At 37.5% G+C, this 13,022-nt stretch carries 11 protein-coding genes; 7 read left to right on the top strand and 4 right to left on the bottom strand.

The genetic code is table 11. From position 1 onward, the window contains the following. Window positions 1-6 precede the first annotated feature (6 nt). The 4 genes from AC1M9P_RS11835 to AC1M9P_RS11820 are packed head-to-tail and all read left to right on the top strand — an operon-like array spanning window position 7 to window position 6,850. Window positions 7-3,396 (top strand): type VI secretion system Vgr family protein, encoded by a 3,390-nt coding sequence (locus AC1M9P_RS11835; RefSeq protein WP_481587716.1) that lies wholly within the window; start codon window positions 7-9, stop codon window positions 3,394-3,396. Window positions 3,397-3,405: 9 nt separating this feature from the next. Beyond that, the gene (locus tag AC1M9P_RS11830; RefSeq protein ID WP_481587715.1) at window positions 3,406-3,918 is read left to right on the top strand and encodes a hypothetical protein; all 513 of its coding nucleotides are present in this window, start codon (window positions 3,406-3,408) and stop codon (window positions 3,916-3,918) included. Between the two features lie 5 nt (window positions 3,919-3,923). Next, window positions 3,924-6,317, top strand: a complete 2,394-nt coding sequence (locus AC1M9P_RS11825) for a hypothetical protein (RefSeq protein ID WP_481587714.1) — start codon at window positions 3,924-3,926, stop codon at window positions 6,315-6,317. After that, on the top strand, window positions 6,317-6,850 hold the full coding sequence (locus tag AC1M9P_RS11820; protein WP_481587713.1) for a hypothetical protein: 534 nt from the start codon (window positions 6,317-6,319) through the stop codon (window positions 6,848-6,850). The genes AC1M9P_RS11825 and AC1M9P_RS11820 overlap by 1 nt, the downstream gene beginning before the upstream one ends. A 231-nt stretch (window positions 6,851-7,081) precedes the next feature. Here AC1M9P_RS11820 and AC1M9P_RS11815 read toward each other — a convergent pair whose 3' ends face one another. Next, on the bottom strand, window positions 7,082-8,002 hold the full coding sequence (locus tag AC1M9P_RS11815; RefSeq protein ID WP_481587712.1) for a Dyp-type peroxidase: 921 nt from the start codon (window positions 8,000-8,002) through the stop codon (window positions 7,082-7,084). A gap of 160 nt (window positions 8,003-8,162) precedes the next feature. On the opposite strand from AC1M9P_RS11815, the gene AC1M9P_RS11810 reads away from it, so the two are divergent. Beyond that, entirely contained in the window at window positions 8,163-8,783 is a 621-nt protein-coding gene (locus AC1M9P_RS11810) for a LysE family transporter (RefSeq protein ID WP_481587711.1), read from the top strand. A gap of 533 nt (window positions 8,784-9,316) precedes the next feature. On the opposite strand, the gene znuB is transcribed toward AC1M9P_RS11810, so the two are convergent. From znuB to AC1M9P_RS11795, 3 genes are read right to left on the bottom strand one after another with little or no spacing between them, the layout of a single operon-like run. Continuing rightward, on the bottom strand, window positions 9,317-10,117 hold the full coding sequence (gene znuB, locus AC1M9P_RS11805; RefSeq protein WP_481587710.1) for a zinc ABC transporter permease subunit ZnuB: 801 nt from the start codon (window positions 10,115-10,117) through the stop codon (window positions 9,317-9,319). Window positions 10,118-10,120: 3 nt separating this feature from the next. Beyond that, window positions 10,121-10,909 carry a zinc ABC transporter ATP-binding protein ZnuC gene (gene znuC / locus AC1M9P_RS11800; RefSeq protein ID WP_035268168.1) on the bottom strand — a complete coding sequence of 263 codons (789 nt, stop codon included), beginning with the start codon at window positions 10,907-10,909 and terminating at the stop codon, window positions 10,121-10,123. Next, window positions 10,888-11,379 carry a transcriptional repressor gene (locus AC1M9P_RS11795; protein ID WP_035268172.1) on the bottom strand — a complete coding sequence of 164 codons (492 nt, stop codon included), beginning with the start codon at window positions 11,377-11,379 and terminating at the stop codon, window positions 10,888-10,890. The genes znuC and AC1M9P_RS11795 overlap by 22 nt, the downstream gene beginning before the upstream one ends. 138 nt (window positions 11,380-11,517) lie before the next feature. On the opposite strand from AC1M9P_RS11795, the gene AC1M9P_RS11790 reads away from it, so the two are divergent. Further along, window positions 11,518-12,360, top strand: a complete 843-nt coding sequence (locus AC1M9P_RS11790; RefSeq protein WP_481587709.1) for a metal ABC transporter solute-binding protein, Zn/Mn family — start codon at window positions 11,518-11,520, stop codon at window positions 12,358-12,360. A 169-nt stretch (window positions 12,361-12,529) separates the two neighbouring features. After that, the gene (locus AC1M9P_RS11785; protein WP_035268179.1) at window positions 12,530-12,922 is read left to right on the top strand and encodes an ATP synthase subunit I; all 393 of its coding nucleotides are present in this window, start codon (window positions 12,530-12,532) and stop codon (window positions 12,920-12,922) included. Window positions 12,923-13,022: the final 100 nt, after the last annotated feature.

Below are 13,022 nucleotides of genomic sequence, written 5' to 3'. Positions count from 1 at the left end.
CATTCTATGCTCAATAATATCAATTCAATTATAGAAGGCTTGGGTCTTAGCCCGCAAAAGCGCGTCTTACATATTAAATTTTCTAATCCAATATTAGATAGCCAAGTTTTCATTCAACGAATTCAGGGTCAACACTTTATTAATCAAGGCTTAAAAGCTGAAGTATTATGCTTATCGACGAATGCGCATTTACAACTTAAGCAATTCATTGGTTGTTTAGTGGCTGTCGATCAAGTTACGGATCTTGGAAAATTAGCTCGGACTACTGGGATTGTGACAGGGGTGAGCCAAGGTCAAAGTGATGGAGCATTGACCTTATATAAGTTGACTGTTGAAGATGCAACTTCACTTTGGCACAAACGCCGTAACAGTCGCGTATTTATGAACAAATCCGTGGTTGATATCACTGAGATTATTTTTAAAGAGTGGCAGACGAAAAGCGTGTTATTTAGTGCCGCTTTGAGTCTGTCAACGGCGGGTTTAAAAGCATCATATGATATACGTCCATTTGTGATGCAAGCCAACGAATCAGACTATGATTTTCTAACACGCTTATGGCGGAGTGAAGGCATTAATTGGTTGATTGATGAGACAGATCAAACTGTGCCATTCTCAGCGAAAGAAATTCAATCACAAAAATTAAGGCTAATAGATGAAAATAGTCAGTACGAGCCTTTAGATCGACGCACGCTCAGATTCCATCGCAGTCATGCAACAGAACGTTTTGATACGATTACCAGCTTTATTGCTCAACGCTCAATACAATCTACAGCAATTCAGGTACAACGTTGGCAGGGCGATATACTTGCGCAAGATCAAGATGATTATCAACTCAGTGCTCATCAACATAGTGACCAGTTGGACAATGAAACCTTAAGTCTAGAACAAGCATGGACTGTGAGTCCTGCTTGGATTGCTGATTTAAAAGGTGAAGATCAAGCCACTCCATCAAACAATTCACAACTGCAAAAACTGAATACACAACTCAATCAATACCAAGATTTGCAGGCTAAATACTTTACTGCGGTGAGTAGCGTTCGAGATGCCAATGTTGGGTATTGGTTTGAATTTATGGGTCATCCAGAAATAGATCAACATCAAGGGGCAGATCGCCAATTTATTATTTTAGGAAAACATTTTTTTAATCAAAATAATTTACCTAAAGATTTAAATAATCAAATTGAAACATTAATTGATTTAAGTCGTTGGAAAAAGACAAAAACAGATGAGCGTTTATCTACAGAACTGAGTTTAGTGCGCCGAGCTATACCTATTGTTCCAGAATATGATCCATTGAAACATCGTCCAGTTGCTTATCCTCAACGGGCAAAAGTGGTTGGACCTGAAGGTGAAACGATCTATGTGGATCAATGGGGACGTATTAAGGTTCGCTTCGTATTTACACGTAATGATGACCATCAACATGATGGTGGGGCAGGGGCGAATGATAATGATACAGACTCTGCATGGGTTGATGTTTTAACCTCTTGGGCTGGGGAGGGTTATGGATCAAGATTCCATCCACGTATAGGTGAAATTGTAGTCATTGACTTCTTTGATGGAAATGTTGATCGACCTTTCGTTGTTGGGCGTTTACATGAGGCTGAACGTCATCAAACCATGTTTGATGTTAAGGGGCAGTTACCTGATACAAAAAAACTCAGTGGAATTCGCACGGCAGAAGTTGGTGGTTCTGGATTTAACCAACTCCGATTTGATGATACGACAGGACAAATTAGTACTCAGTTGCAAAGTAGTCATGCGGCAACTCAATTGAATTTGGGTAATTTGAGTCATCCTAAGGATAAGGAAAAAAGTGATGGACGTGGAGAAGGATTTGAGCTGAGAACTGATGCCTATGGTGCTGTTCGTGCAGGGAAAGGAATGCTCATTACGACTTATGCACAAGAAAAAGCAATTGCTGATCATCTTGAAGCTACACAGGCTCAATCTCTGTTGAGTCAGAGTGAGCAGAGTATGAAAATGCTCAGTGAGATTGCAGTAAAACAACAATCGGATGCATTAAATGTAATTAGTAGATTACCTAAATTTATTCAATCATTAGAAATCAAAAGTAGTGCTCAAGCTTTGCAGTCTACAGTGAGTTTATTTAAAGAGGGAATAGCGAAGGATCCAGTAAATGCATTGAAAGATTGTGGTGGCTTTATTAAGGATATTGGTACTTTAGGTGGTAATGCTGCTGGTATTGTAGATGAGTTTAATAGTTACTTTGAGCATGCTCAAGAAGCGGTTGATAATCTCAAGGAATTTATTGATAACGTACAAGAATATGGTTCTGAGGCGATAAAGAGGAAATTTGAAAGTATTAAAAATGGGATTAAAGATAACCCATTTCAAGCACTTCAAGATGTGAGTAAAGCAATTTCGAGCGTTGACTTGAATGTGGAAGATCAACTGGTGTTATGCACTAGTTTTGGTGGTGCAAACAAAAAAGATGATATTAATCCAGTAAAAGCCTTAAGCACACTGACAGGTTTTATGGAGGGATATACTCAAGGATTAGAAAATAGTTCTGATCAAAAAAAACAAGAGCAAGGACGTTTATTTAGACAGGCACTCATGCTTTTGGCTTCACCGAATGGGATTGCATTAACAACGCCTGAGGACATTATTCTTCAAGCATCACAAGATATTGCGGAGAGTGCACAGGGTTCAATTAATTTAAGTGCGCAAAAAAACATTGTGGGGCATGCTCAAGACAAGATCAGTTTGTTTGCTGCACAGAAAGGATTTCGAGCGTTCGCAGCTAAGGGTAAAGTTGAATTACAAGCGCAAGATGATGCGATTGAAGCAATTGCACGTAAGGTGATTAAGCTTATTTCAACCGAAGATAAAATTGAAATTACCAGCCCTAAAGAAATTGTACTGACCGCAGGTGGCTCGCAACTCAAGATTAATGCTAGTGGAGTATTTAGCACGACGGGTGGAAAATTTGAGAGTAAGGCAGGGCAACATTTGTTTACGGGTGGAGCAACTGTAAATGCGCAATTACCTAAGATGCCTGAGAGTGGGATATTTAGTAGAAGATTTGATTTTAGTGAACTAATTTCAAAAGAACTTTTAAAGAATGGCTATAAATATAAAGTCGTTAATCATGATAAAAAGACAGAATATATAGGTTTTCTTGATGAAAATGCTCGCACAGAGAGAATCTTTAGTGAGAACCCTGATAATGTTGAAATAGTACTATTGGGTAAATCTGAAGATGAATCAGATAAGTTGCTTCTAATTGAGGAAGAATTTACTCAAGATCAAAGTGATAGTTCAGATGAAGCATGTTGTGGAGGGCATGATGAAGATGATCATGACTATCATGGTGAAGAATTTAACGATGAAAGTGATTTAGAAGCTGATTTCAACAGTTTTGGACTTTAAGGTGGATTTATGAAAAAACTAAAAAAAATAATGACTATTTTCGTGTGCTTAAGTAGCCCAACACTATATGCTGAAAGTTCGAAAGAGTGTATGAATTATTGGAATCAACCAATAAAAAAGATCACGGTATTAGAAGAAGTTGAATGTGATCATATCTGGGATTTTGGTAAAAGTAAAAATAGTTTGAATCGCTTCAAAGTAGTAAATAATTTAAATCTCAAAACAACTAATACACAATGGATGTCAACAGGGCAGTGTCAAAAAGTATCATACAATAAAAAACAGTTTAATATTTACAATTCAGAGTACAAAGAATATGGGCACAATATTTGGCTAATTTACGATGACAAAAATGCTTTTGCATATTTTAGAAAAGTGAATAGTAAAGATCAATCAGTGGAGGTAAGTTGTGCTCAAGAGGGGGCGGACACAAATTTGAAATTTATACTCAATACTTATTTAAAAAATAATACATCTGTAAGTATGCAAAAATACAAACCAAATGATTGGTATAAAGAGTAATAAGAATGAAAAAAACAATAACTTTTAAAGATGGGACAACTAGAACGTTTGAAACAAATTTGGAGGGTTTTATTCAAGCTGTAAGTTTTAAAGAATCTTCATCAGATTTGTCTTTGCCATTAAGCAATCCAGTCAATATAAGGTGTGCAAGAAAAGTAAACGAGGCAGGTTATTTGGGCCTATTTCAATGGGGAGAGTCTGCTCTGTATGAGCTGGGGTATTATTTAGGGGATAAAGGAATTTCCTATGATGATATTAAAGATGCAAGAAGGGGATCTGCTTTACACAATAGTTGGAAGAGTCAATTTGACTCTAATAATTGGTCGGGTAAGTGGTCAGGTAAAAGAAATATAAATTCCAAATCTGATTTTTTAAATAATCCTAAGGTTCAGTATGAGGTTATCAAAGAATGGATTGGTTATTTATGTAAACAAATAAGAAATAATAATTTAAATGAGCATTTTGGTAGAACGATTCAAGGCGTTGAAGTCAATGAGTCTGGAGCAATTGCTGGGATGCATTTGGTTGGTATAGGAGGTTTGGGTGCTTTTTTAGGGTTTTCAAAATTTTCTGGTGAAAAACAAACGGATGGTAATGGAACACATATTAAGAAATATATTCAAGACTTTGGTGGCTTTGATCTGGAGCAGTGCTGTAATCGGAAAATATATATAAATTTGAAGGATAAAAATGATAATGTATTACCAGATAAGGAAGTTACAATTGTCTCAAAATATTCTGGAAAAAGTTTTTCTGGTGAGACCAAAGTTAAAATAAAAAGCGATGAAAATGGATATCTTCCTGTCATTGTTAGGCATCCATCAACTGAAATTAAAATTGTGGCTGATGGCAAAGAGTCAAATCCTATTATTCAGAAAGCTGACCAAAAACAACGTGCAATTTTAAAGGATTTTGAAGTTTCAAAATTTCCAGCAACCTTAGAGCAAAATAGTACTCCTCAGCCTAAACCTCAACCAGATAAAACACCTCAACAAGTAAGAAATGAGAAAAATCAATCTGAAGCTAAGCATGAAGGAGCTGCTGAAAATAACAAAGATATTAGTTTCAATATTCAAATTGTAGAGGGTGATACAGGGAAACCAATCTCTAATATGAATTTTTTTCTTACATATAAAGAAAATAAGAAAAAACATACAGCGAATGATCAAGGTATTAAGCAAGGTATTATTGCTGAAGTTGGACAAGACATAGAAGTTTCAGTTTCAGGTGAAGTAGGAAATCAAAAAATACATCACTTTAAAGTCGAACAAACTTTGTCTAATCAGACAGTTAAAATTAAGTTACCAGTTCAAGCTTTCAAAATAATTGTAAAAAAAGACAATAGATTGGTGCCGAATTTACCAATAACATTATTTTATAGAGGGCGGGAGATTCCTAAAAAAACTAATGCATTAGGTGAAGTTTCTGTAAAAATGCTAGTTGGCTTTGTATATGGATTTGGTACTAGTAGTAAGTCTTTTATTAAAGTAAGGGCGATATATGGTAATACATCGCGAATATTTCGAATAAATGAAGGTTTTGAAAAACTTTCTAAACAAAATACTACAACTCAAACTAAACCTAATAATCAACAAACAAATTCAGGATCACAACCAAATAATACAACAACTCAAACTAAACAAGCTGAAGTAAAGCAGGAAACACCGAAAGCAATACAACAAAATACGCATACAGAAAACGGTGGTAAACCTTTAACTACAGTAAGCAATCAGTCTCCACCTACAAGTGATACAACGCGCTATCATATTTATCATGATGGTAAGATAAAGCGTGAAAATAAAGCTGCTACGGGTTTTGCTGAATTTATTTACTATGAGGCTAATGGAACCGCACATAATTTAGGAAAATCTAAATTCAATGTGGCCCCAAGATGGTCCTCAAAAGGTGTAAAAGGTAATGGCTCGGTGTATCTAATAGATCAAAGAGAGCATAGTCAATATAGAAAAGGAAGTATTGGTTATAAATGGTCAATTATAAGTGATGACGGTCGATATTATATATCTGGGCTTGCACTTTCGGCAGTTTTGGGTGCAATGTGTAGTCTAGGGTATGCTGAATATACTGGTTCTGGATTTAGCTGTAAGGATGGTTCACCAGGAGAGAGTGTTTCTCACCTTAATGGTGAAAATGGTGATTTCAGATATATTGCAATTAATAATAGGCATATGACGGAGAAGACTTATACCTCCCATAAGCATTTTGACTGGGATAAAAACGTTGCATTCGTAAATGAATTGTATAAATTTGGGTATAAGTTATTTGGCTCAAACCCTGTTAAAGTTAAAGGTAATAAACTATTACCGCACTCTAAATCATGGAGTGGACATCATAATCATGTCCATCTTCATAGTTTTTCACCTTTAGTTGAGGAAGTATAATGATGCTAAGTACTAGAAAAAGACCTCTTTTGATCTTATTTTTGACTGTTACATTAATAATAACCGCTTGTTCAATTAATAAAAAAGTTGATGCAGTTACATCAAGCCAAAGTAGGTTTTCTGAGGATAGTTATGTTGGATTGAAGATAAATGATAAAGCATCATCCTATAAATTACATGAGATTGAAGACAGCAGAATTGACGAATGTTATTTTGCGAATAATGGATCAGAGACTGATGTCCAATTTCAAATTATTAATGATAAAATATCGGTTATCTCTACAAAAGACAAAAATGTTAGTTCGTATACTGGCATTAAAGTAAATGATACTGAGGAAAAAATTTACACTAAACATGAATCAAAACTATTACAAAAAATCAAAAATCCTTACGGAGAGTCAGGTGATTATGCACTGATCTTTTGGAATGATGCATCAAAAAAAGTCGGCACTCGTTACGATGTCGAAGATAAAGTTATTACTTCAATTAGCATTGGTAATGAAAACCTTACTCTAATGGAAGGGTGTGCTTGATTATAAGAATTTTAGCTACAATTAAGCGCTTCAAAGATAATAAATATTAAAAGACTAGTACTCTTTTGCTCAATTGTTTTACCTTTGAATGGTTAAGATCATACGAGTCCAATCACTGATAAGAAAAAAATGATTTTTCTTTTTAAAAACGCAAACACCTGTAAGATTACACAGGATATCAGAAATTCAAATGCTCCATAAAAAAGCCGACTCTCGTCGGCTTTCTATTGTTTAACCTTCCAATACCTTTTTTAGTAACTCTTCACTTGGGGCGAAATAATAAGCTCCATCTAAAGGCGCAACAAAGTGCAATAAACGGTCATGAATACCATCGCCACTAGTTCCAAACATACGTGTCAGCATGCGATCAATACGGGTTAAATCTTTCGTATAAGCGATAAAATACAAACCTTGATCACCACGTCCATCCCCATATGGCAAAGAATGGCGAAGAATTTCAAGTTCCTCACCTTCATCATCTTCAACAACGGTGCGAGCCACATGTGCATTGTCAGGTTTAACATCGTCATCAAGCTCAATGCTTTCGAGTTTGGTGCGCCCAATCACTTGCTCTTGTGCATCAACTTTAAGTTTTTTCCATTTATCTAAATCATGACGATAACGTTGAGCAAAAACGAATGAGCCATCAGTGAAAATTCCTGCATCTTCACCTAATAAAGCTGTTTCAGCACGATCATCTGGAAATTGAGGATTTTCGGTGCCATCAATAAAACCAGTTAAATCTCGACCATCAAAATTTCGGAAGCACACGCGCTCATCTAAAACCTCAACCAAATCCTGAATTCCTTCAAAAAAAGCTTGGCTTAAGGCAAAGCAAATATCAGTACGCTGTGCTGCGATATGGATTAAAACATCAGCAGGGACCACAGGCATGGTGAAAGAGCCTTGAATTGGTTCAAGCTGTTTAAAACCTTCTGGTTGGTGAGGGTAAAGTTGTGACCAAAGTTCTGGTCCAAAAGCCACCGCAGTTTTAATTTGAGCATGAGGATGTTGAGTAATTAAGCGATCACGAGTCGTAAAGAGATCTTCAAGTTTTTCTTTTAGTTGATCTATTGATAAATCTTTTAAACGTAAAGTGATAAAGCGAGCATGATCTGAGGGTAATGGTAAGATTACGGATTGGGAAGTCATTCATGGCTCCTGAAATTATAATATCCTAATTTTGCTGATCACATTGTGCCTGATCATCATAGTGCTGAACAGACAGACGTTTAAAAAAACATTCAAATTTTAAATCTTAAAAAAGTCGAATTGTCATATAATCTCATCAAAATAAATCTCCCAAATCGTTATGTCATATCAAATGTGGTTTGCCTACATGCTTGCATGTTGGGTTATTAGTATTTCGCCTGGTGCAGGTGCTATTGCATCTATGTCTAGTGGTTTGAATTATGGATTCAAACGAGGCTATTGGAATGCAATTGGTCTGCAACTTGCACTTTTGGTTCAAATTGGAGTTGTCGCTGCGGGAGCAGGCGTACTATTTGCTACGACACCTTTGGCATTTTTGATCGTCAAATGGTTTGGGGTTGGGTATTTATTATATTTGGCATATTTACAGTGGAAAGCCCCAGTGCAGTCCATCGAAATTCAGACTGATTTAAAGCAAAAGTCAGCGATGAAGCTAGTAATCAGCGGTTTCTTTGTCAATATGAGTAATCCAAAAGCAATTGTCTTCTTATTGGCAGTGTTGCCACAGTTTCTGGATCTTTCAAAGCCTCAATGGCCACAATACCTCATCATGGCTTGTACGATGATTGTTATCGATCTTATCGTTATGGCTGGATATACAGGTCTTGCAGCGAAGGTATTGCGTTTACTTAAATCACCTCGTCAGCAAAAAGTGATGAATCGTACCTTTGCAGGTTTATTTGCAGGTGCGGCTTTTTTATTGAGTTTAGTGCATCAATAAGACACAATAAAATAACGATTGAGGGTTATTTTACTGAAAATTATAATCTTAATTTTGACTATTCTGTTGGGGGGCGGCTTAATTTTAACTCCCTATATTTGGGCGTATTTTTATTTACAGCCTGAAAGTGTGTGGGAATGGATCAAGTTTGTGATGTGGGGCGCGGGTGTTGGCATATGCGCCACATTTGGTCTTACAGTGATTTTAATTTTGATCACCACCCTTATAAAAAAAATGATTGTGGATGATACTTCGCAATATAAGATGTTTTTCAAACAAATGGTTTATTTGATGTGGATCAATGTGGTCTTATTTATCACGGCTGCAATCGGTTTACTATTCGAATGGTTGCCTTTCTATATTGTTGAATATTGGTTTATGCCTGAGACCTTTTTTGGCTTTTGGCATGTGATATGGATAAAAGGCCTCATTAATTTATTGGTTATGGTGGTTTTTTTATTCTCTTGTTATATCTTTCTCTGTCTTCATAAATATTTTATAAAGAAGCAAGATTAATGAATAGCCCAAATAAATCAGGCTATTTTTTTAAATTTTTGAATGATAAAAATCACAGCAAATACGATTGCCATGGTTAATACAATGCTTAAACCTGTCGCAATATTTAAACCTGCACTCGACCATAAGCCCACAGTCACACCAACTTGAGCCACAATAAAAGACCATAGCACCATGTGTTTAGGTGAATGTGCTAAAAGTCTTGCGGTTAATGCAGGTATAACCAATAAAGCACCCATGAGTAATGAACCTACTGCACGTAACGCTAGTACTGTAAATAAGGCAAGAAGCAGCATAAAAATAAGGCGCTGCCATTTCGCATTAACACCTTCACTTACCGCAATATCAGGATCAATCGCAATTTGAATTTGAGATTGCCAACTTTTATAGAGCACAGAGAGTGCAATGACAATCACCACTGCAAATGTCGGTAAGTCGGACCAAGATATTGTTAAAAGATCGCCAAATAAATAACTCAGCAACTCAGGTCTTAGCGCAGGGAGGTGTTGGATGACCAATAGTCCTGAGCAAAGCAGCGTTGCTGAACATAACGCAAGTAATGCATCGTTGGGCAGGCGAGGATCATGCAATACCCAAAGGACTGCGACCAAGAGTAACGCGGTAAACGTAACCCCTATCCATAAGGGGAGGGTGAGTAAGCCAGCAATCGCCACACCCAAGAGAGTTCCATGCGCCATTGTGTCTGCAAAGAATGACATACGGCGCCATAACATAAGACAACCGAGCGGTGCAGTTAGAAACACTAATAATGTTCCCATAATCCATGCGGGTAATAGAAGTTGTAACCATTCCATCATGATCTAAGCTTCCGGTTCTGGATGAATATGGGGACGAGGATCGTGTTGACATGGCGTTGCTGTATCACCATGTGCACAATGATCGTGATGATGTTGGTAGAACACTCGATTAGTGCCGAAAATAGCTTGATACTCAGGGTCTTGTTGAATATTTTCAGGCAAACCGCTACAACATATATGTTTATTGAGGCATACCACACGCTGTGTACCTTGCATCACCCACTGCAAATCATGAGAGACGATTAAGATCGAGCAACCGTAGCGCTCAGGTAGACTTCGAACATAATCATAAAGTTCAGCTTCAGATTGAATATCTAAACCTTGCATCGGTTCATCGAGTACCAATAAGTTGGGTTGACGCAGTAGAGCGCGTGCTAAAAGTACACGCTGGCGTTCCCCACCAGACAGCTGTTGGACTTTCGAATCTTGTAATTTTATGATCCCAGTATCTCGAATAATTTCTTGTTTAATCGCAAGATCACACTTTTCTAAATCAAGTAAATCTTTCACTCGAAGTGGCAAGCTGTGGGATGGATTGAACTTTTGAGGGACGTAAGCAAGCTTTAAGGCTTTATGATGTTTAATTTGACCAGAGTTGGCCTTCACAATTCCAAGAATCACTTTGATAAGCGTAGATTTACCCGCCCCATTGGGGCCAATGAGGGTAATAATTTCTTTGTCATGAATCTGAAAGTCAACATTCTTTAAAATGTCTCTTTCATCAATTCGCACATTAATTTGCTGCAGTTCAATTAATGGCAATGCAGAACTTACTGAGAGCACTGCTGACATAATCCTGAAATCTCAATAATGCTATGTTGAGCCTGAAAATGATCAGACGAAGCCAATTGATCAAGTTGTTGAATCAAACCAAGAGCTGAAGCCTCTTTCACTGTATTGCATTTAGAGCAAATGAGAAAAGCGGCTTGATGTCCAGCACGAGGATGGCAACATGGAATATAGGCATTAATTGAAGTTAAACGATGAATAAAACCTTTTTCGAGCAAAAAATCGAGGGTGCGGTAAACAGTTGGAGGTGCTGCTGGACGTTCAGCATTACCTTTTAATTTCGCCAACAAGTCATAAGCGCCCATAGGCCCTGAGGCCGTTAAAATTAACTCTAAAACTTCTTTGCGAAGCGGAGTCAATTTAGCGCCTGAAGCAGCGCAGCTTGCTTCAGCTTCTAATAAACGAGCTTCAACATTCGGGTGATCATGCACACCGTGTAAAGTATCATGATGTTCGTGTGAACATGCGCTCATGGACTGACCTCAAGACTTCGAAAAGGGAAGGGGATATCTCATAAATAGTATCATGAGACCTTGCAACTTACGAACAGCATAGGCATTTTTAACTGTTTGTTATATTATAACGTCAAAATTCGAGTGGTAATTAATTTCATGTTGCGTCTGCTAGCACTATGCTTTACAGCATTATTCACAACCTTGGCTTGGGCACAAGCACCCTTGGTGGTTTCGACACACCCAGTGTATTTGATTGCAAAAGAAATCACTCAAGGTATTGAAGAACCAAAATTGTTGCTAGAAAATCAAACAGGGCATGATGTTCATCTGACCCCTGCGCACCGCAAATTAATTCAAGATGCAGGATTGGTTATTTGGCTTGGTAAAGCGCATGAAGCGCCATTAGAGAGTATTTTGGCGAAAAACTCTAAAGCAGTTGCCTTATTGAATACAGGAATATTGCAAACATTGCCGCTTAGAAATAGTCGAGGGGACGTAGTAAAAGGAACTGTCGATACTCATGTATGGTTAGAACCAAATAATGCAGTTCGTATTGGCTTTTTTATAGCGGCATTACGCTCACAACAACAACCTGAGTTTAAAGACAAGTATTGGAGTAATGCTAAACTTTTTGCACATGAGATGCTGAAAACCTCACAAAGTGTAAAACTCAATCATGGTGTTCAGCCGTATTGGTCATTACATGATGCATACCAATACTTGGAGCGTGTGCTGTTGCTAAAATTCGCTGGTGCGATGACAGAAGACCCACATATGGCACCTACAATTGCTCAAATCAAATATTTAAAAGACCATCGCCCTCAGCAAAAGATGTGTCTTTTGGCTGAAACTGTAGCTAATAAGAATCAATATAAGTCTCTAGGTCATGTGAATTTTCTCGCAGTTGATGAGAGTTTTGCTAAACACCAGAATTTTATAACAGCATGGCAGACTCTAGCGATACAAGTACGTGCATGTGTAGAAAAAGCACAAAAGTGATGTAAAAACAGCCGATAATTGTATAAGTGCTCAGCAATAAACGATCTAAAAATACCAGACTTAGGTCGGGAAAAGATTGCATGTTCAGGGGTGTAACTCTATAATGCCTGCGATTAAAAATAATCATCAGCTAAACTTGTCAAGCATTATTGCTGTGAGTGGATAATAAATGAGCCGAACTAGTCGCTTGATTGACCGACGATTAGCGAAAGCTTTAGTCATCTTGCAAGCATGTATGATACCTGTTTCAGCCTTGATAGCGTGGGTCTTGAAAGACTCGACTGCGGCTTTGAGTGCAGCATTAGGTGCATTCGTATGTTGGCTAGCCAGTTGTTATTTTTCATGGCAGTCGTTCAGAGCTGCAGGTGCAAGAGCTTCGAAACAGGTTCTATCGAATATGTATCGGGGGTTGCTCGGTAAGTTTGGAATTGTGATTGTTGGCTTCATTTTGATTTTAATCAATGTGAAACCGTTGTCAGCGGTCGCATTGTTTTGTGGTTTCATACTCGTTCAGACCATGTCGTGGGTCGCACCTTTTTGGGCGTCGCGTCTATCAAAATGAGTTGAATTGCAACGAAAAATTGAAAAGTTTTTTAGATGTTTAACGAGATATCAAGCAGCACGCGATATTCGTTAACTCTAATTTGTATTTGACATTAACC

The sequence above is a fragment of the Acinetobacter sp. 25-47-122 genome, from assembly GCF_056779695.1.
The sequence above is the reverse complement of the archived record's forward strand: the minus strand, read 5'-3'. Positions and strand labels throughout refer to the sequence as shown.